Annotated in this window: 14 protein-coding genes and 1 pseudogene; 3 read left to right on the top strand and 12 right to left on the bottom strand. The window is 44.0% G+C overall.

The genetic code is table 11. The annotated features are described in order from the left end of the window. Nucleotides 1-195 precede the first annotated feature (195 nt). The 12 genes from C9I43_RS11890 to ohrR all read right to left on the bottom strand — a co-directional run bounded on the left by C9I43_RS11890 (nucleotide 196) and on the right by ohrR (nucleotide 17679). Entirely contained in the window at nucleotides 196-1881 is a 1686-nt protein-coding gene (locus tag C9I43_RS11890; protein ID WP_181317879.1) for an OpgD/OpgG family glucan biosynthesis protein, read from the bottom strand. Between the two features lie 466 nt (nucleotides 1882-2347). Then, nucleotides 2348-3820 carry a carbon starvation CstA family protein gene (locus tag C9I43_RS11895; protein WP_076496714.1) on the bottom strand — a complete coding sequence of 491 codons (1473 nt, stop codon included), beginning with the start codon at nucleotides 3818-3820 and terminating at the stop codon, nucleotides 2348-2350. 438 nt (nucleotides 3821-4258) lie between these two features. Further along, complete coding sequence (lysS, locus tag C9I43_RS11900; protein ID WP_107883587.1) at nucleotides 4259-5761, bottom strand: lysine--tRNA ligase; 1503 nt, start codon at nucleotides 5759-5761, stop codon at nucleotides 4259-4261. Between the two features lie 29 nt (nucleotides 5762-5790). Beyond that, nucleotides 5791-6889, bottom strand: a protein-coding gene (prfB, locus tag C9I43_RS11905; protein WP_167368899.1) for a peptide chain release factor 2 whose coding sequence is annotated in 2 segments (ribosomal slippage) — nucleotides 5791-6813 and nucleotides 6815-6889 — 1098 coding nt in all. Because the reading frame shifts where the segments join, the coding sequence is not laid out codon by codon here. 473 nt (nucleotides 6890-7362) lie between these two features. Beyond that, entirely contained in the window at nucleotides 7363-9027 is a 1665-nt protein-coding gene (locus tag C9I43_RS11910; RefSeq protein ID WP_107883589.1) for a methyl-accepting chemotaxis protein, read from the bottom strand. Between the two features lie 120 nt (nucleotides 9028-9147). Continuing rightward, the gene (gene chrA, locus C9I43_RS11915; RefSeq protein ID WP_107883590.1) at nucleotides 9148-10296 is read right to left on the bottom strand and encodes a chromate efflux transporter; all 1149 of its coding nucleotides are present in this window, start codon (nucleotides 10294-10296) and stop codon (nucleotides 9148-9150) included. A 203-nt stretch (nucleotides 10297-10499) separates the two neighbouring features. Further along, nucleotides 10500-11672, bottom strand: a complete 1173-nt coding sequence (gene rlmC / locus C9I43_RS11920; RefSeq protein WP_107884144.1) for a 23S rRNA (uracil(747)-C(5))-methyltransferase RlmC — start codon at nucleotides 11670-11672, stop codon at nucleotides 10500-10502. A 123-nt stretch (nucleotides 11673-11795) separates the two neighbouring features. Beyond that, nucleotides 11796-13106 (bottom strand): FAD-dependent oxidoreductase, encoded by a 1311-nt coding sequence (locus C9I43_RS11925; protein ID WP_107883591.1) that lies wholly within the window; start codon nucleotides 13104-13106, stop codon nucleotides 11796-11798. Between the two features lie 120 nt (nucleotides 13107-13226). Continuing rightward, the gene (chrA, locus tag C9I43_RS11930; protein WP_107883590.1) at nucleotides 13227-14375 is read right to left on the bottom strand and encodes a chromate efflux transporter; all 1149 of its coding nucleotides are present in this window, start codon (nucleotides 14373-14375) and stop codon (nucleotides 13227-13229) included. Between the two features lie 203 nt (nucleotides 14376-14578). Next, a complete protein-coding gene (gene rlmC / locus C9I43_RS11935) occupies nucleotides 14579-15751 on the bottom strand; it encodes a 23S rRNA (uracil(747)-C(5))-methyltransferase RlmC (protein ID WP_107884144.1) in 1173 nt (390 codons plus the stop codon). Nucleotides 15752-15874: 123 nt separating this feature from the next. Beyond that, nucleotides 15875-17050, bottom strand: a complete 1176-nt coding sequence (locus tag C9I43_RS11940; protein WP_107883592.1) for a glycerol-3-phosphate dehydrogenase/oxidase — start codon at nucleotides 17048-17050, stop codon at nucleotides 15875-15877. A 131-nt stretch (nucleotides 17051-17181) separates the two neighbouring features. Continuing rightward, nucleotides 17182-17679: a transcriptional regulator OhrR gene (gene ohrR, locus C9I43_RS11945; protein WP_076496192.1), complete on the bottom strand. Its 498-nt coding sequence runs from the start codon at nucleotides 17677-17679 to the stop codon at nucleotides 17182-17184. A gap of 166 nt (nucleotides 17680-17845) precedes the next feature. On the opposite strand from ohrR, the pseudogene fccA reads away from it, so the two are divergent. The 3 genes and pseudogenes from fccA to C9I43_RS11960 all read left to right on the top strand — a co-directional run. After that, nucleotides 17846-19537: pseudogene (gene fccA, locus C9I43_RS11950) on the top strand (fumarate reductase flavoprotein subunit FccA); the annotation flags it as partial. A gap of 206 nt (nucleotides 19538-19743) precedes the next feature. After that, entirely contained in the window at nucleotides 19744-20733 is a 990-nt protein-coding gene (locus C9I43_RS11955) for a 2-hydroxyacid dehydrogenase (RefSeq protein ID WP_107883593.1), read from the top strand. Nucleotides 20734-20801: 68 nt separating this feature from the next. Next, nucleotides 20802-21539, top strand: coding sequence for a dienelactone hydrolase family protein (locus C9I43_RS11960; RefSeq protein WP_107883594.1), 738 nt, complete (start codon nucleotides 20802-20804; stop codon nucleotides 21537-21539). Nucleotides 21540-21604: the final 65 nt, after the last annotated feature.

Consider the following 21604-nt stretch of genomic DNA (forward strand, 5'->3'; position numbering starts at 1 on the left):
GATTACGCCCAAGTTTGGCTTCTGTTACAGTGAAAAATGATTTAAATAGTCAAAAAGTGAATTAGCCCTCAATAATTCAGCGCTAAACTTGCAACAAAACAGCGTCTCTTTGCACCGTTAAACACCAAGTGTATTATTAAAATAAAAACGTCAGCTAAGTTAGCTGACGTTTTAGGTTATTCACTTATCTATTATTTATTGCAGATGACCTGCGTTATGTAGTTCACGGTCATTTTGAGCAGGTGGACTCCATTGATACATCCATGTCTCAGACAACGGCTGACCATCAACTTCTAAATACACTCGTAAATTGATCGGCTCAACGCTGTCATCTGGCGGCACTATGTCAAACATCGCGCGGTAACCATTGATAGACGCCAGCGGGCGCGCTGATTCAATTTCTACTTTGCCAGCAGAGGTACTAATCATAGCTTTAACTTGGGTGTCTTTACCTATCATAGGTAAAGTACCACCGGCAAAATCTACCACAAAACGTTTACTGTAGTATTTTCGTTTCTGACCAACAACACCACCAATGCCAGTGAAAGTATCGACAACACGAGCGCGGGGCGATTGTACTGGTGGAATGCCGCCCCAATACATGTTGTAGCTATACAGCAGTTCTTGTCCTGGTAAAATCGGCTCTGCCGGATTCCAGAAAGCCACTATGTTATCGAAGGTTTCATCCAGCGTAGGGATTTCAACTAACTGCACAGAACCTTTACCCCAACTACTGGTCGGCTCAATCCATAAACTGGGGCGTTTATCATAAAAAACACCGTCGTCTTGGTAGTGATCAAAGTTACGATCACGTTGTAGTAAACCAAAACCTTTTGGGTTTTCATCACTGTATGCATTAAATCGCAGATTTTCTGGATTACCTAACGGACGCCAAATCCATTCACCGTTACCTGTGTGCATCGCTAAGCCATCAGTATCATGAATTTCTGGACGCCAATCATAGCCAGTGCGGCGATCATTCTCACCCACCATAAACATACTGGTCAGTGGCGCCACACCTAAACGTTCGATGGCTTTGCGTGGATACACAGCAACATCAACTTTCATTTTTAAACGTTCGCCTGGCTCGATATCAAAGCGATAAGCTCCTGTAACACTCGGCGAATCTAACAAGGCATATACTGTAGTAATATTCGACCCTGGTTTAGGTTTTTCTAACCAAAAGTCAGTGAACATGGGGAACTCTTCTGGCTTAGGCATCGCCGTATCTACCGCTAAACCTCGAGCAGATAGACCATATTGCATCTCTTGGCCCACAGCGCGGAAATAACTAGCACCGAGGAAAGCCACAACATCACGCTCCCAATCGGTATTGAATTGCATACGGAAACCCGCAAATCCAAGATCTTTAGGTAACTGACTGCCTTTGACCTTTGACTTACCGTAATCAAACATCGAAGGCGAATAGTCGATGGGTTTCGCCTTGCCTTCATTTAACTCATAAATATGAATTGGCGTGTCAAAATACAGCCCAAGGTGAAATAGCTCAGCACGAAACTGAGATTCTTGATCACGCCATAAGGCGGCTTTTTTCTTGAAATGAAATTGTTGGTAATCATCCCAGCTCATGCCTTGCAGGCTTTTAGGCAATTCGCCTTTATGGCTCTCATAGGGTTGTGATGCCATAGTTCGGGCATAACCTTTAAGCCAAGCATAACTAAACTCTTCACCTTCTGGCGATGCTTGTTTGCCCGCAGCGCAAGCTGAAAGACTTAGTAATACACTACAGGTTAACAATACGCTGCCAACCATACGCTGCAAACGGCCGCGACGACTAGAGGATTGAGCTTCAATCGACGATGCTGTCATCATCGATTGCGGATAAACATTTTTTTGTTCGAGAAATAAGTTGGGTTGCATAAGCAGACTCTGAATTGGTGTAACTTCCTGACACTTCTCTGCAAGTTTAACTAATTTGCAGCGATAGCCCTATGGAGAACTGTTGATGACAGCAGTAACAATACAGCTATCGGCAGCAATTCGCCAGAATCTAACATACTTTCTATTGAATGGAATATGTGATGTTAGCTATTTTCAATATTGATACTTATTTATGAAAAGAGAATTAACAAACTTAACGTTTTTTCAGCACAAAAACTTACCATACGCAAAGATCATCACTCGTCATTAAAAGCTTGTCACAGCCAGAGTAGGCCTATTACTTTTCTTTAGCTGAAATCTGCAACATGACGATAAGCCAATCCAAACTGGTGCACTAAAAAGCTGTTGGGTCTAGCAATGGGAAAAAATAAAGGCTGCAAAATGCAGCCTTTATTTATACTTAGCTCAATTATTAAATAAGCTCATTCACCTATTCGCTTGAGGCCTACTTAGCCTCTGCGACAGGTTTACGCTTATTGTGCGCAATAATTAATGCGACTAAACAGACAACGCCAACAATAATACCAACTGGCTGACTCCAAGATTGTGGTAAACCTAAGCCAATACCTGCCGTCATAATATAAGACACTGTCACACTGGTGCCACCAATCGCTGGTAAACTAACAATCCAATGGAAAGTACCGCGATCAAATAAATATTTAGTCGCTAACCACAACACACTGGTCGACAACAACATATTTGAGAAGGCAAAGTAACGCCAAATCAATGTGAAATCGATTTTAGTCATAAAGTACGCAATTACCAGAATTGGTACTGCTACGAATAAGCGATTTCGCATACTCTGTGGAATGTGGAACGCATCAATGATGGTTAATCGTAGCGATCTAAATGCGGTATCACCCGAAGTTATAGGGAATACTGCCACCGCAAGAATTGCCATCACACCACCAAACACGCCAAGGTATGAGGTTGCAACCTGATTAACGACTAATCCTGGACCACCTTGTGCAAGTACGGCTTTAAGTTCAATGTAGCCACCAGGGAATGCAGCAATACCAGCAATCGCCCATACACACGCCACCACACCTTCAGCGACCATAGCGCCATAATACACAGGGCGAACATACTTCTCGTTGGTTAAACAACGGGCCATAATAGGCGCTTGAGTTGAGTGGAAACCACTAATTGCACCACACGTAATGGTTACAAATAGTAGCGGCCATACTGGCAGACCATCAGGGTTTGGTGCGAGTAAATCGTTGTTGTAATGGCTGTGATCAAAATAAGCAAATATATCGCCAATTTCTGGCAACTGAGGTGCATTCATTAATAATGCGACCGCAATTGATGTGGTCATAACGATCATCAGTAAACCGAACGCGGGATACAATTTAGTGATAATTTTATCAATTGGCAGCATAGTAGCAAAAAAGTAATAAGCTAAAATGACTAACACCCAAAAGGTATTATTGCTAAAAATAGTATCTTTAAAAAAGTCGAGATTACTGAGTAATCCTGCTGGGCTCATGATGAAAACAACGCCCACAAAAAACAACAGCATAGCGGTGAATAACAACATTACGCCTTTAAAGTAGATATTAAAATAATGGCCTGCAATTTCAGGCAAGCTTTTACCATCTTCTTTAATACTCAGCACACCAGAAAAGTAATCGTGTACTGCACCGCCGATAATATTACCCAGTACAATCCACACTAAAGCGATGGGGCCATATAGTGCTCCCAAAATAGGGCCAAAAATGGGACCTATACCCGCGATATTAAGAAACTGGATTAAAAACGCTTTTGCAGGATGAACTGGCACGTAATCGACGCCGTCCTGAAATTTTTCTTGTGGGGTTTTAGCTTTAGGGTCTATACCCGCTTGTCGCTCGACAAAGGGGCTATAAAACTTGTATGCAAGCACGAGAAGTGCAATACAAATAAAGAAAATCAACATTTTTTTATTATCCATGTTTTAGAAGGTCATATGACGTAGAGTTTCATTGAGTTAGCTATCTAGGTCAAGCGACTGAGCACTAGACTAAGGTCGAGTAGATTATTTAAAACCGCCACAGCAGTACTATTTTTCTAAAAAATATTTAAAAATGTATCGAACTGTATCTAGGTATTTTCTATTATTGTGAACTCTTCAACTGTTAGTATTCTGCATTGGCGCAAACGATTTTTAATCGGTGTAGCTAAATCGCAATACTTTATCGTGACATATCTTCCGCCATACTCACCGAGGTCACTCAGCATTAATGTGTAAAAAACAAAAACCAGCCGTTGGCTGGTTTTTATCGTATTCATATCTGTAATAGTGGAGAGCAATAATCCATTCGTTATAGTGTAAATAAACCCACACAGCGAGCGCTATCATGGGCTATTGACAGTATTACGCCTGTGGGCGCATAGCAGGGAATAGGATCACGTCACGGATAGTATGAGTGTTAGTGAACAACATCACTAAACGGTCGATACCAATACCTTGACCTGCCGTTGGTGGCAAACCGTGTTCCAGTGCAGTGATGTAATCTGCATCGTAGAACATAGCTTCATCGTCGCCAGCATCTTTCGCATCAACCTGCGCTTTAAAGCGTTTATCTTGATCTTCAGCATCGTTCAGCTCGCTAAAGCCGTTAGCCACTTCGCGGCCACCGATGAAAAACTCAAAACGGTCGGTGATGAAATGGTTGTCATCGTTACGACGTGCCAGTGGTGAAATATCTGCTGGGTAGCCAGTGATAAAGGTAGGCTGCATTAATTGCCCTTCAGCTGTTTCACCGAAGATTTCTTCAAGCAACTGACCACAAGTCCAGAATTTTTCAATTTTCATGCCTAAGCTTTTTGCCAAATCGCGCATGAACTCAACATCTTTAACTTGTTCATAGGTCATAGCTTGGATAGTAGCGTTATCAGGATTGTATTTCTGAATCGCTTCTAACATGCTTAAACGCGCGTATGGACCGCCAAAATCAACCGTGTGCTCACCATATGGCATTTGCGCACTGCCGAGCAATTCAATCGCAATTGAGCTGAGCATTTCTTCGGTTAAGTCCATTAAATCATTGTAATCAGCGTAAGCCATATAGAATTCCATCATAGTGAATTCAGGATTATGGCGTGGCGATAGACCTTCGTTACGGAAGTTACGATTGATTTCGAACACTCGCTCAAAACCACCAACGACTAAACGCTTTAAATACAATTCTGGCGCGATACGCAAATACATTGGCATATCTAAAGCATTATGATGAGTGACAAAAGGACGGGCCGAAGCACCACCTGGGATCACGTGCATCATAGGGGTTTCAACTTCCATGAACTCTTTTTTGATCATGAAGTTACGGATTGCAGAAACCACTTTAGAACGCATAATAAAGGCATTGCGCGAATCTTCGTTAACAATCAAATCAACGTAACGCTGACGGTAACGCATTTCTTGATCGGCAAGACCATAATAATCTGCAGGCAATGGACGCAGTGCCTTGGTCAGTAGCTCGTACTGTTCCATGTTGACGTATAAATCGCCTTTACCAGATAAATGCAACTGACCCGTCACGCCGATAATATCGCCGATATCTAGACCTTGGTAACGCTCTTTCAAATCGCCCTGTACACTCTTTTCAGCATAAGCTTGAATACGGCCAGATACGTCTTGGATCACTAAAAAAGGACCACGTTTGGCCATGATACGGCCAGCAATGCTGGTCTTAAAACCTAAGGCTTCAAGTTCTTCTTTCGTCTTATGGCCATACAACTCTTGCAGTTCAGCCGCTTTATGAGTGCGACGGAACGTATTAGGATGTGCATTAGCACTGCAGTTTGGGCGAATGCTATCTAGCTTGGCACGGCGCTCGGCGATCAGTTTGTTCTCGTCTATTACTTGTTCAGTCATCTTAATTTCTCGTCTATAGCTTGAATTAATTACAGCCCAGATTTCAAACTGGCTTCGATAAACTTGTCCAGATCACCATCGAGCACCGCCTGCGTGTTACGGGTCTCAACGCCTGTACGTAAGTCTTTAATACGGGCATCGTCTAATACATAAGAGCGAATTTGGCTACCCCAACCGATATCAGACTTTGCATCTTCAGCAGCTTGCTTATCCGCATTTTGCTTATGCATTTCTAACTCAAACAGCTTGGCTTTCAACTGTTTCATCGCAGCGTCTTTGTTTTTATGCTGAGAACGGTCGTTTTGACACTGCACGACGGTGTTTGTCGGTAAGTGAGTAATACGAATGGCTGATTCCGTTTTGTTAACGTGCTGACCACCCGCGCCAGATGCGCGGTAAGTATCAATCCGTAGATCCGATGGATTGATATCAATGGTGATATCGTCATCGATTTCTGGATAAACAAATACTGAGCAAAATGAGGTATGACGACGACCCGATGAGTCAAATGGCGATTTGCGCACTAAACGGTGTACGCCTGTTTCGGTGCGTAACCAACCAAAAGCATATTCGCCAGTGAATTTAATGGTCGCGCCTTTAATACCAGCGACATCACCATCGGTGACTTCCATTAATTCAGGGCTAAAACCATGGGCATCGCCCCAACGTAGATACATACGCAGTACCATGTTGGCCCAATCTTGGGCTTCTGTACCGCCACTGCCAGACTGAATATCTAAATAACAGTTTGACGCATCTTGCGGGCCGGAGAACATACGGCGGAACTCAAGATCAGCAAGGCGACTTTCGAGATAATCCAGCTCTTTACTGGTTTCATTGAAGGTATCTTCGTCTTCCTCTTCAATAGCAAGCTCAAGTAAGCCTTCAACATCTTCAAGACCTGAGTCCATATCGTCGATAGTTTTAACTACAGCTTCTAAACCGGCGCGTTCTTTGCCTAAGGCTTGGGCGCGCTCAGGGTCATTCCATACTTCTGAACTTTCAAGCTCACGGGTCACTTCTTCTAGACGCTCACTTTTGGCATCGTAGTCAAAGATACCCCCTAAGAAGCTGCGTGCGCTCGGCAAGCTCCTTAATTTTGAATTTTACGGGATTAACTTCAAACATGAATTTTCAACTTTCTTTATTTGGCCGCTTTAATTGATCTTCCGCTAAAAGAGGCGATGATTAACAGTATTTATAACCGCACATTTTAACCTAACACAGCGGGTAAACCTAGTGGGGCACTGTTCATAAAATGGGATAACACTGATTATTTCTAAGCATTAAGCCACATTAGCGAACCAAAAGGGTTGAATCAACTTAACCCTGATATTAAGGTGAATAAACTGGATGCTAATTCCTATCCAAAACTCATATTCAATATTAACGCGAGTTTATTAGGCAGAGCTAACGCGGTTTAGGATCTGCAACTTTGCAGTGCAAATTAGACTTTCAGTAGAATAAATACTCACTCCCAAATTCAACACCGACTAACCATTAAAACGGCAGCATGGAAGCTACTGATAAATGACTATTGAAAAACCAAATAAAAACGGGAGACATAAAGCCTCCCGTTATTGGTTAAGATTGATTCTAGGTTAAATCTTAAACTGCCCCACCAGCTTACCTAAATGAATACCTTCCTCTGAGACTGTCAAGCTCACTCTAGCGGCATCTTCGCTTGAATGAAGCAGCTCATTCACAATCTCTTGAATTGCATACACGTTGCGGTTAATTTCTTCCGTCACTGAGCTTTGCTCTGTCGCCGCAGCCGCAATCTGGGTACTCATATCATTAATCGCCGTCACGGCAGATGTTACTGAGCCTAAACTTTCTGAAATGGTGCGAGAAGAATCAACCGAACGAACACAGCTTTGTTGGCTTTCCTCCATCGCTTTAACGGCTTGCGTCACTAACTGATGTAACGCCGACAACATTTCGTTGATTTCCAAAGTACTGGCTTGAGTGCGACTAGCTAAGTTACGCACCTCATCGGCCACCACAGCAAAACCGCGGCCTTGTTCGCCAGCGCGAGCGGCTTCGATAGCAGCGTTTAACGCCAAGAGGTTGGTCTGCTCAGCAATACCGCCTATCACTGACAACACACTGTTGATCTTTTGCGATTGCTCACTCAAAGATTGAATGCTACCCGCCGCATTATTGATTTGCGACATTAACGAAGCAATCTCCTCTAGCGAAGCATCAACACAGCGCTGGGCATTCGCCACGTCACCCGTAGCAGCTTGGGTTGCTTCGGCCACTTGGGTGGTATTTTTAGCCACCTCGTTAGCTGTGGACGACATTTCAGTAATCGCAGTCACCACTTGGTCAGTTTCATTGTTATGGCTCACCAACTGACTTGACATCACTTTCGTTTGGTTGTGAATCGCATTAGCGGCATCTTTAACGCGTGATGTTGCCCCCGCTACATCACCAATAATCGTTTGGAGTTTATCCACAAAAAGATTAAAGGATTTCCCTAACTGCGCAATTTCATCCTCGCCTTTTACGCTAAGTCGCTTGGTTAAGTCTCCCTCTCCCTTTGCGATATCATTTAAGTTATCGGCCATATTCTTAATTGGTGACACCATACGATGAGCCGCTATCACGATAATAAAGCCTGTGATCACGGTCAGTAATAATGCGATGACTAAAATGGTAAAGGATTTATCAGCCATGTCTGCTGCAGCTGTCGCTCGATAATCCTCAACGACCGCCTCAATATCATCAATGTAAGCTCCTGTACCTAACATCCATTCGGTACTTGGCACCATCATCACGTAACTAATTTTCTCAATCTGCTCATTGGTATTGGGTTTTTGATAGTAATAGGAAAAACTACCATCACCACGTTTCGCGGCGTCCAGCAAGCCAACAATAATTTTAGTGCCGCGAGGATCGGTCATATCCATCTTATTTTGCCCCTCAAGATTGGGCATCGTGGCATGAAAAATATTTTTTCCTTGAGAGTCATAAATAAAAAAGTAACCGGCACTGCCAAAACGTATATCCCTTAACGCTTGATTTACATCGCCCCGTTCTTTTAACGACAGTTGATAACTGACAATTCCAGCGGCTATTTCAGTGGCTTCTTTGATTTGTTGTTTACGCTCATCAACAAGCTTGGTTCTAAAGGTGCCGACTGTATTAGTAAGCGCATCTTCCTCGATATAATAAGATACCGACATCAACACCAATAGTGCCAAGATTAATGGAAATAGCGCTAACATTAATAATTTATTGCGTAAACTAAAGTCCGACATACCTAGATACTCCAAAGGGATACTGCTTATATTTATTTTTTGAGTATAGCTAAAATGAATAAATACTGATGCTATTTAGTTAACAAATTATTAGCTTTATTCAAAAAAATTAATAAAGAATCAAAGTGAATGCAGCAACATTCCGCTCAGACTAAAACCAACGACCAGTAATAGCATTGATGGTCTAAATAACTTTAAGACGCCAAAACCGAGTAGCACTAAAGCCATATCCTTAGCTGAAAATACCGCTTGGGAAAAAACCGGTTGATAGAGCGCCGCGATGAGTAACCCCACAACACAAGCGTTGACTCCCGCGATAGCGCCAGCAATTTTGGGTCTTGCCGCAATGGCGTGCCAGCTTTTTAGGGCCACCAGCATCAATAAAAAACCCGGTAAAAAAATGGCAGCGGTCGCAATCGCAGCGCCCTTCAATGGGCTATCGAGCAACATCTCAGCGCCTAAAAAGCTGGCAAAGGTAAACATAGGCCCAGGTACAGCTTGGGCAAAGGCATAACCCGTTAGAAAACGATCGCCACTTAAGGTATCGACTACCGCCGTTTCTAACAGCGGCAGTACAACATGACCGCCGCCAAATACTAAACTCCCCACACGGTAAAACTCACCAAATATCGATGCCTCAGGCCCAAGCTGCACGGTAAAAAAGCTACCAATGAGTAACACTAAAAACAGCAGTAGATAGACATAGTTCAATCGAATCGGCGCAAGTGGAGTCACATCATCTTGCATCGCGCTCAATGTATAAATACCCACAGTCGCAGCAACGAGTAATAGCGCCATTTGTGTCCACATAAATGGCGCCATCAACATTGCTGCAGCACTGACTAACATTAATAAACGTGCAGATTGACGTTGGCAAAACTGTGTAAACATTGCCAGAACAGCATCGGCAACCACAACGACTGCCATCAATTTAAGCCCGTAAATCATTCCTTGAACGTAATGGTTAGCGAGCCATGCGGCCGTCGTTACTGCCAGTAAATACATCAACACAAAGGAAGGTAAAGTAAATCCTATAAAGGCTGCCAACGCGCCAGCAAGCCCGCCTCTGTGGTAACCAATGGCAAAGCCCACTTGGCTCGAGCCTGGTCCGGGTATAAATTGGCTTAAGGCGACCAAACTGGCATAACGCTTATCGTCAAGCCAACCTAGCTCATTAACAAAAGTATGCCGAAAATAACCAATGTGCGCCGCAGGCCCGCCAAAACTCATCAAGCCCAAGGTAAAAAAACGTAGGAAAATCTGTAGCATAAAATGCCGTCCATCAATGCTTAAAGTACTGAAGATTATGTCACTAAAAAGACATTATGATGAAGTATCACGCGAGCAATGCTGATAAACGTAAGGCAAGAGGCTCCACACGGCAGAGCCCTTAAGATGATTAACTGGAACGAAAAGATTAATAAAATAAACCGGCACAATAAGTTAGCTTAAAATAGAGAAGCAATAAAACATCAATTTTTTACTAACATGGCTAACACTTCAAAATGTTCCGTATGCGGGAATAAATCAAATAACTGCACTTTGGTTAAGTGATAACCTTTAATGTGCTCGAGATCTTTAGCTAAGGTTTTAGGGTTACAGCTGGAATAGAGAATCGCTTTAGGGGAAAACTCGCTTAAGGACTGACACAGCGCCTCACCAATACCACGCCGCGGTGGGTTGACGATAATCAAATCGGGCTTATCGGCAGCACTTTTGCCCTTGGCAAAGTCGGTGGAATCAAGCGCCATAAATTGCACATTTTCAAGCCCCATCATTTGCGCAGACATTTGTGCGCAGGCAATCGCCTCGGCTTCGATTTCAATTCCGGTCAACTTGATATCTTTCGATGCGCAGTGCAGTCCGAAACCGCCCACACCACAGAACAAATCCCATAATGAGACAGGGGAGAACTCGGCAACCCATTCACGGGCTGTTTGATATAACTGAGCCGCAACCTGCGGATTGGTCTGGAAAAAACTTTTAGGCCGAATAAACAAAGGCACATGATTAAAACGCTCTTCAAGCCTAGTATTCTCAGTTAAGAAAATCTCCTCATCGCCCTCAAGGATTGCCATATGAACGGGTTGGATATTGACTGACACCACTTTGATCTGCGGATATTCCGCAAGTAATGTTGGCAATTCACGTTCGATACGTTCGATACCATTGGTAGAGCGTAAAACAAAACGTAGCAAATACTCGCCGCGCACTTGGCTTCGGGTGAGCAGAATAAATTTAAGTTCGCCCTTAGCTTTATCGACGCGGTAAGGAGGAATGCCTGCCTGCTGCACAAAGCGGGTTAAGCGGTGTAATAACGTTTGCATATCAGTGGGATATAACAGGCAGTCGCAAAGATTAACAGCCTCACCACTTGGGCTAATAATCCCTAACACGGGTTCATGGGCGGCACCGAGCACGACCATTTTGGCTTTATTACGAAAGCCGCTGTCATCGCCAGTGATGGGAGGTAGAAAAAGTTCTGCCGAATTTGCGGGAATAAAAGGTGTGAGTAATTGCTGTAATATTTGGCTTTTAGCCGCCACTTGCTGCGCCATAGGCAATTGAATATGTCGGCAAGAAAGACACTGGCCTTGATTAAAATAATCACATTGTTTGACGGTATTAACAATGACAGTGTTCACGGTGGCAGCACTCACAAAAAATCCTAGGTATCAGTAAAAAGCGCCACACTGTAGCGGTTTTACGGATAAAAATCACCTTGAAGCGCACTCAAATCCGCATCAAGCACACAATTTATGACGTATTCAAGATAAGGTGAGTTTATTCACATCGGCAATCGATACTCGCTTACCAATCGCCTTTTCAATCCATTCAAGCACTTCTGCCGAGGTGCTGCGAAAAGTGGTTAACTTCCCGCCATACAAACTGAGTATTCGCGGATGGGAAATCGATGTCTGCATCAGGGTATCTCGCGGCCGTTCAAAGGCTTGGCTATTTTGCTTAGGCAAAACTCGAATACCACAAAAGGTTTGGGTTATTTTGGCTTTAAGGGCATCTAACTCTGGCGCTAGTGGAAAATAATGCTTATAAATCCCCAGTAAATAATTAATCTCAGACACCGTTGCCTTGGGCGGTGTATCCAAAGAAGCTAACTCAGTTTCGGTGGTGCCAACCAAGGTTTGACCATACCAAGGCATCACAAAAATGACTCGCTGATCAAAACAAGACTCTAAGTACAAAATGCCATTGGGGGCGGGTATATCCAGTAGCACATGCGAGCCTTGCACCCAATCGAGTTCGACACCCGCTAGCGGAGGTAACACTTTACTCAAAACCGCATTCACCCAAGGCCCAGCTGCATTAATTACTAATTTAGCTTCGGCTTTGCAGATCTCGCCTCTATGGCTAAAACTCAGCTCGCAGTTCTCGTGTCTATGCGTTAATGCTACCAACTCAGCCTCTGCATAAACCTCAGCGCCAAGCGCTTGTGCGCTACGTGCGACGGCTTGTGTTAATAATTTATCGTCGGTCTGTGCATCCCAATATTGAAATACCGCTTTTAACCCTGTGAGTTTTAGCCCGGTTAAACGGTGCCAATGTACGGCGGGTAATGATACAAATTGTCCTAAGGGATCAAACTGGCTTAGCAGCGCATATAAACTCAGCCCAGCGCGTATAGTCAAAGGGCTACGCTGACTGTTGTCATATACAGGAATATAAAACGGTACAGCCTTAACAAGAGTTGGCGCCAGAGTCATATCCATCTTATTTTGCCCCTCAAGATTGGGCATCGTGGCATGAAAAATATTTTTTCCTTGAGAGTCATAAATAAAAAAGTAACCGGCACTGCCAAAACGTATATCCCTTAACGCTTGATTTACATCGCCCCGTTCTTTTAACGACAGTTGATAACTGACAATTCCAGCGGCTATTTCAGTGGCTTCTTTGATTTGTTGTTTACGCTCATCAACAAGCTTGGTTCTAAAGGTGCCGACTGTATTAGTAAGCGCATCTTCCTCGATATAATAAGATACCGACATCAACACCAATAGTGCCAAGATTAATGGAAATAGCGCTAACATTAATAATTTATTGCGTAAACTAAAGTCCGACATACCTAGATACTCCAAAGGGATACTGCTTATATTTATTTTTTGAGTATAGCTAAAATGAATAAATACTGATGCTATTTAGTTAACAAATTATTAGCTTTATTCAAAAAAATTAATAAAGAATCAAAGTGAATGCAGCAACATTCCGCTCAGACTAAAACCAACGACCAGTAATAGCATTGATGGTCTAAATAACTTTAAGACGCCAAAACCGAGTAGCACTAAAGCCATATCCTTAGCTGAAAATACCGCTTGGGAAAAAACCGGTTGATAGAGCGCCGCGATGAGTAACCCCACAACACAAGCGTTGACTCCCGCGATAGCGCCAGCAATTTTGGGTCTTGCCGCAATGGCGTGCCAGCTTTTTAGGGCCACCAGCATCAATAAAAAACCCGGTAAAAAAATGGCAGCGGTCGCAATCGCAGCGCCCTTCAATGGGCTATCGAGCAACATCTCAGCGCCTAAAAAGCTGGCAAAGGTAAACATAGGCCCAGGTACAGCTTGGGCAAAGGCATAACCCGTTAGAAAACGATCGCCACTTAAGGTATCGACTACCGCCGTTTCTAACAGCGGCAGTACAACATGACCGCCGCCAAATACTAAACTCCCCACACGGTAAAACTCACCAAATATCGATGCCTCAGGCCCAAGCTGCACGGTAAAAAAGCTACCAATGAGTAACACTAAAAACAGCAGTAGATAGACATAGTTCAATCGAATCGGCGCAAGTGGAGTCACATCATCTTGCATCGCGCTCAATGTATAAATACCCACAGTCGCAGCAACGAGTAATAGCGCCATTTGTGTCCACATAAATGGCGCCATCAACATTGCTGCAGCACTGACTAACATTAATAAACGTGCAGATTGACGTTGGCAAAACTGTGTAAACATTGCCAGAACAGCATCGGCAACCACAACGACTGCCATCAATTTAAGCCCGTAAATCATTCCTTGAACGTAATGGTTAGCGAGCCATGCGGCCGTCGTTACTGCCAGTAAATACATCAACACAAAGGAAGGTAAAGTAAATCCTATAAAGGCTGCCAACGCGCCAGCAAGCCCGCCTCTGTGGTAACCAATGGCAAAGCCCACTTGGCTCGAGCCTGGTCCGGGTATAAATTGGCTTAAGGCGACCAAACTGGCATAACGCTTATCGTCAAGCCAACCTAGCTCATTAACAAAAGTATGCCGAAAATAACCAATGTGCGCCGCAGGCCCGCCAAAACTCATCAAGCCCAAGGTAAAAAAACGTAGGAAAATCTGTAGCATAAAATGCCGTCCATCAATGCTTAAAGTACTGAAGATTATGTCACTAAAAAGACATTATGATGAAGTATCACGCGAGCAATGCTGATAAACGTAAGGCAAGAGGCTCCACACGGCAGAGCCCTTAAGATGATTAACTGGAACGAAAAGATTAATAAAATAAACCGGCACAATAAGTTAGCTTAAAATAGAGAAGCAATAAAACATCAATTTTTTACTAACATGGCTAACACTTCAAAATGTTCCGTATGCGGGAATAAATCAAATAACTGCACTTTGGTTAAGTGATAACCTTTAATGTGCTCGAGATCTTTAGCTAAGGTTTTAGGGTTACAGCTGGAATAGAGAATCGCTTTAGGGGAAAACTCGCTTAAGGACTGACACAGCGCCTCACCAATACCACGCCGCGGTGGGTTGACGATAATCAAATCGGGCTTATCGGCAGCACTTTTGCCCTTGGCAAAGTCGGTGGAATCAAGCGCCATAAATTGCACATTTTCAAGCCCCATCATTTGCGCAGACATTTGTGCGCAGGCAATCGCCTCGGCTTCGATTTCAATTCCGGTCAACTTGATATCTTTCGATGCGCAGTGCAGTCCGAAACCGCCCACACCACAGAACAAATCCCATAATGAGACAGGGGAGAACTCGGCAACCCATTCACGGGCTGTTTGATATAACTGAGCCGCAACCTGCGGATTGGTCTGGAAAAAACTTTTAGGCCGAATAAACAAAGGCACATGATTAAAACGCTCTTCAAGCCTAGTATTCTCAGTTAAGAAAATCTCCTCATCGCCCTCAAGGATTGCCATATGAACGGGTTGGATATTGACTGACACCACTTTGATCTGCGGATATTCCGCAAGTAATGTTGGCAATTCACGTTCGATACGTTCGATACCATTGGTAGAGCGTAAAACAAAACGTAGCAAATACTCGCCGCGCACTTGGCTTCGGGTGAGCAGAATAAATTTAAGTTCGCCCTTAGCTTTATCGACGCGGTAAGGAGGAATGCCTGCCTGCTGCACAAAGCGGGTTAAGCGGTGTAATAACGTTTGCATATCAGTGGGATATAACAGGCAGTCGCAAAGATTAACAGCCTCACCACTTGGGCTAATAATCCCTAACACGGGTTCATGGGCGGCACCGAGCACGACCATTTTGGCTTTATTACGAAAGCCGCTGTCATCGCCAGTGATGGGAGGTAGAAAAAGTTCTGCCGAATTTGCGGGAATAAAAGGTGTGAGTAATTGCTGTAATATTTGGCTTTTAGCCGCCACTTGCTGCGCCATAGGCAATTGAATATGTCGGCAAGAAAGACACTGGCCTTGATTAAAATAATCACATTGTTTGACGGTATTAACAATGACAGTGTTCACGGTGGCAGCACTCACAAAAAATCCTAGGTATCAGTAAAAAGCGCCACACTGTAGCGGTTTTACGGATAAAAATCACCTTGAAGCGCACTCAAATCCGCATCAAGCACACAATTTATGACGTATTCAAGATAAGGTGAGTTTATTCACATCGGCAATCGATACTCGCTTACCAATCGCCTTTTCAATCCATTCAAGCACTTCTGCCGAGGTGCTGCGAAAAGTGGTTAACTTCCCGCCATACAAACTGAGTATTCGCGGATGGGAAATCGATGTCTGCATCAGGGTATCTCGCGGCCGTTCAAAGGCTTGGCTATTTTGCTTAGGCAAAACTCGAATACCACAAAAGGTTTGGGTTATTTTGGCTTTAAGGGCATCTAACTCTGGCGCTAGTGGAAAATAATGCTTATAAATCCCCAGTAAATAATTAATCTCAGACACCGTTGCCTTGGGCGGTGTATCCAAAGAAGCTAACTCAGTTTCGGTGGTGCCAACCAAGGTTTGACCATACCAAGGCATCACAAAAATGACTCGCTGATCAAAACAAGACTCTAAGTACAAAATGCCATTGGGGGCGGGTATATCCAGTAGCACATGCGAGCCTTGCACCCAATCGAGTTCGACACCCGCTAGCGGAGGTAACACTTTACTCAAAACCGCATTCACCCAAGGCCCAGCTGCATTAATTACTAATTTAGCTTCGGCTTTGCAGATCTCGCCTCTATGGCTAAAACTCAGCTCGCAGTTCTCGTGTCTATGCGTTAATGCTACCAACTCAGCCTCTGCATAAACCTCAGCGCCAAGCGCTTGTGCGCTACGTGCGACGGCTTGTGTTAATAATTTATCGTCGGTCTGTGCATCCCAATATTGAAATACCGCTTTTAACCCTGTGAGTTTTAGCCCGGTTAAACGGTGCCAATGTACGGCGGGTAATGATACAAATTGTCCTAAGGGATCAAACTGGCTTAGCAGCGCATATAAACTCAGCCCAGCGCGTATAGTCAAAGGGCTACGCTGACTGTTGTCATATACAGGAATATAAAACGGTACAGCCTTAACAAGAGTTGGCGCCAGATTGAGCAAATGGCGTCGTTCAAGTAAAGATTTACGGACTAAATTAATTTGACCCGTTTCTAAGTAACGCAAACCGCCGTGGATAAGTTTGCTGGAATTGGCCGACGTTTGGCCGCCTATGTCGCCTTTTTCGACCAACAACGTGGAATAGCCCGCCGCAGCCGCATATTGGGCAATGCCGACACCACTAATCCCTCCGCCAATAATCGCTATATCGAAACAAGCCATAACTCACTCTCGCTAATGTTCCATAGACGACCGACCTACTGAACTCAATCAATCAATCAATCTCAGTCGAACAGCTAATAAGCGTTAATATGTCAATAAGTTAATCTTAGATCAAATATCGACATAAGAGTTTAATCAATACTGGCATGTAATTTTTTAAGTGCTTGATCGCACATGGCCTTTAAAGCTTGTAACTCACTCGCCTCGCCGCCGACTTTACAACGCATTAAATGGGGGATTTCACTTGCCTGTGTTTTGAGGGCAATTCCTGCTGATGTTAAGGCGAGCACTCTCACCCGTTCATCCTGTTCACTGCGGCCACGCGTCACAAATCCTTTTACCTCTAATCGTTTTAGCAATGGCGTTAACGTGCCTGAATCGAGAAAAAGTTTATCGCCTAAGGTTTTAACACTAATCCCCTGCTCTTCCCACAGCACTAACATGACCAAATACTGCGGATAGGTTAAATCTAATTTATCTAACAGAGGGCGATAAACTCGCACCATCGCATTCGCAGCGCTATAAAGTGAAAAACATACTTGATTTTCAAGGCATAAGGCATCATCTGCACTAACATTTTTAGCTATATCGACAGAATTAACGCAGGTATTGGGTTGAGTTGTTGCCATAGGAAGATCCGACACATTAACTATATTGCGCACAATATACTTGCATTCACACCAAAGATCGAATTATAGTTTACCGCAATTGAGTTGCGTGCAACTTAAATTAATACTTAACCTTAGAAGGTCAATACTATGAAAACACTTTATGAAACACGTGCAACAGCAAATTCACGCTGAAATGGGCAGTTGCGATAGCTGCCATGTTTCAGACAAAGGTGGCGTCAGCGATGACAATCTTAGCCATGAAAATGCTCAGTGCATTAGCTGTCACGGCGATTTAAAAGAACTGGCCGCCGCCGCACCTAAAGATAAAGTATCACCACATAAATCTCACCTTATAGGCGAAATTGCTTGTACCAGTTGCCATAAAGGTCACGAAAAATCAGTCACCTATTGCGATGCTTGCCATAGTTTTGACTTCAACATGCCTTACGGCGGCAAATGGGAACGTAAGTTTGTCCCTGTTGATGCCGACAAGGCAGCACAAGATAAAGCCATTGCTGCGGGCGTAAAAGAAACCACTGATGTGGTCGTTATTGGTTCAGGTGGTGCAGGTCTTGCCGCAGCGGTATCAGCCCGTGATGCTGGCGCTAAAGTTATCCTGTTAGAAAAAGAACCAGTTCCTGGCGGTAATACTAAACTTGCCGCAGGTGGTATGAACGCTGCCGAAACCAAGGCGCAAGCTAAGTTAAATATTAAAGACAAAAAGCAAATCATGATCGACGACACCATGAAAGGTGGCCGTAACATCAACGATCCTGAGCTGGTTAAGGTCCTCGCGAATAACTCTTCTGACTCTATCGATTGGCTAACCTCTATGGGTGCCGATATGACTGACGTTGGCCGTATGGGTGGCGCTAGTGTTAACCGCAGTCACCGTCCAACGGGTGGCGCTGGTGTCGGTGCACATGTGGCACAAGTCCTATGGGACAACGCCGTTAAACGCGGTACTGATATCCGTTTAAATAGCCGTGTTGTTCGCATTATTGAAGATGCTAAAGGTAATGTGACTGGTGTACTAGTCAAAGGCGAATACACTGGCTATTACGTCATCAAAGCCGATGCCGTTGTCATTGCTGCCGGTGGTTTTGCCAAAAATAACGATCGCGTAGCTAAATACGATCCTAAGCTAAAAGGCTTTAAAGCCACTAACCACCCAGGTGCAACCGGTGATGGCTTAGACGTAGCTCAGCAAGCTGGCGCGGCAACTCGTGATTTAGAGTTCATTCAAGCTCACCCAACCTATTCACCAGCGGGTGGCGTAATGATCACCGAAGCGGTTCGTGGTAACGGTGCTATTGTAGTTAACCGTGAAGGTAACCGCTTTATGAACGAGATTACTACTCGTGACAAAGCTTCTGCGGCCATTTTGCAACAAAAAGGCGAAAGTGCGTATCTAGTATTTGATGACTCCATCCGCAAGAGCTTAAAGGCGATTGAAGGTTATGTGCACCTAAACATCGTTAAAGAAGGTAAAACCGTTGAAGAGTTGGCTAAACACCTTAATGTTCCTGCTGCTGAACTAGCAAAAACTATCGCTGCATATAACGGTTTTGTAAAGTCTGGTAAAGATACTCAATTTGAACGTCCTGATTTACCGCGTGAACTTAATGTAGGGCCTTTCTACGCATTAGAAATTGCACCCGCTGTTCACCACACTATGGGTGGTGTTGTAATTGATACTAAAGCCGAAGTGAAGAGTGAAAAAACGGGTAAACCCATCCAAGGTCTCTATGCCGCGGGTGAAGTAACCGGAGGCGTTCACGGTGCTAATCGCCTAGGTGGTAACGCAGTATCCGACATCGTCACTTACGGCCGTATTGCCGGTGCTGAAGCGGCTAAATTTGCCAAGGATCACTAGCCAAAAGTTGTAAATTAAAAAGCGTAAAGCTAGGTATCATCATTCAAAGCGAGCCATCTTGGCTCGCTTTTTTATAACCATTTAAAAATTTGATGATAAAGCTCACTCTTTTAATGGTAGGTTTTCTAAGGCTTAGGACAAAGAGCCTTAAGTCACTTACACTCTTTAGCAGATAACAATATCAGCAAATTCGGTGGGAGATTGAAATGAGAATTGGATTTTTTAGCGCAAAGCATTACGACATACAGTATTTTGACCGTACTAATACCGCCTTTGGCGCACAAATTGAGTATTTTGATTATCGTCTTTGCATGCAAACCGTGAAGCTTGCTGAAGGGTTTGAAATTATCTGCGCTTTTGTCAACGACTCACTCTGCGAAGAAGTGCTCATTGAACTGGCGAAGGGCGGCACAAAAGTGATCGCAATGCGTTGTGCGGGCTTCAACAATGTTGATTTAGTCGCCGCTAAACGTTTGGGCATGCAAGTCGTTAACGTACCAGCCTATTCCCCTGAGTCTGTTGCTGAACACACAGTCGCCTTAATGTTGACACTCAATCGCAAAATTCATAAAGCTTATCAACGCACCCGCGATGCCAACTTCTCTCTTGAGGGTTTAGTCGGCTTTAATATGTTTGGCAAAACAGTCGGAGTGATCGGTACTGGTAAAATAGGTGTGGCGACGATTAAAGTGCTACTTGGCTTTGGCTGCAAAGTCGTCGCAGCAGATCCTTACGTTAATCCAGAAGTGTTAGCGCTCAATGTGGAGTATCAGGATCTTGACGCGATTTATGCTAACAGCGACATTATCAGCCTACATTGCCCACTCACGGCTGATAACCATCATCTACTCAATAAAGCCAGTTTCGCCAAAATGAAACCCGGTGTGATGGTGATTAACACTAGCCGTGGTGGCCTGCTAAATGCGTTTGATGCAATGGAAGCGTTAAAGATAGGCCAAATTGGTTCACTTGGCTTAGACGTATATGAAAACGAAAAAGGCCTATTTTTTGAAGATAAATCGAATGAAATCATTCAAGATGATGTATTTCGCCGTTTATCAGCCTGCCATAACGTGATTTTTACGGGTCATCAGGCTTTCCTTACTGAAGAAGCTCTAAGCGCCATTGCCAAAACGACCTTAAGCAACATAAAAGCATTATCTGCAGGGGAACTATCAGGTAACGAACTGTTTTAACTGACAGATAAAATTCTGACTGCTAAAGTGAGGCTTCACCTTTGAAGCCTCATATAGTGGACCTTAATATGTTAGTGATCCAGGAAACTCAAGATATTGTTACGCCCTCAGGGCCAATGCGCACTTATATCTACCGCCCAGAAGCACAGGGACAATTTCCAAGCATAATCTTTTATTCTGAAATATTTCAGCAAACGGCACCTATCGCGCGCGCGGCTAATATTCTCGCTAGCCACGGTTTTGTAGTGTTAGTCCCCGAAGTATTCCACGAACTCAATCCCATAGGTACAGTGCTAGCCTACGATGAGTCAGGTAAAGATAAAGGTAACGCCGATAAATTTACTAAGCCTTTAGAGCATCATGATAGTGACACTCAAGCACTGGTAGACTTTGCTCTTCAACAAACCTATTGCACCGGCAAAATTGGCAGTATGGGCGTTTGTATCGGCGGGCACTTAGCTTACCGCGCCGCATTAAATCCCACTATACTCGGCGCATTTTGCCTCTATCCAACTGACATCCATTCGAATACCCTACCCTGTGCTTATGGTAATGATTCTCTGAGCCGCAGCGGCGATATTCAAGGGGAATTGGTACTGGTGTTTGGCAAACAAGACCCCCATGTATCCGCAGAAGGTCGAGTGTTGATTCATCAACGATTAATGGCATTAAACCGTAATGTCACTTGGCTTGAAGTCAATGCACAGCACGCTTTTATGCGTGATGAAGGCGAACGCTACGATGCCGCGTTAGCACTGCAAATGTACCTGCAAGCTGTGGCATTTTTCCAACGAGTTTTACGTTAATTTTTGAAAGAATAGAGAACTGTTGACGTCGCAAATAGATGATTCTAAGCGGCGTTTTTTGATAG

Origin of the sequence: Shewanella morhuae (genome assembly GCF_003028295.1) — a bacterium.
Classification (GTDB): Bacteria; Pseudomonadota; Gammaproteobacteria; order Enterobacterales; family Shewanellaceae; genus Shewanella; species Shewanella morhuae.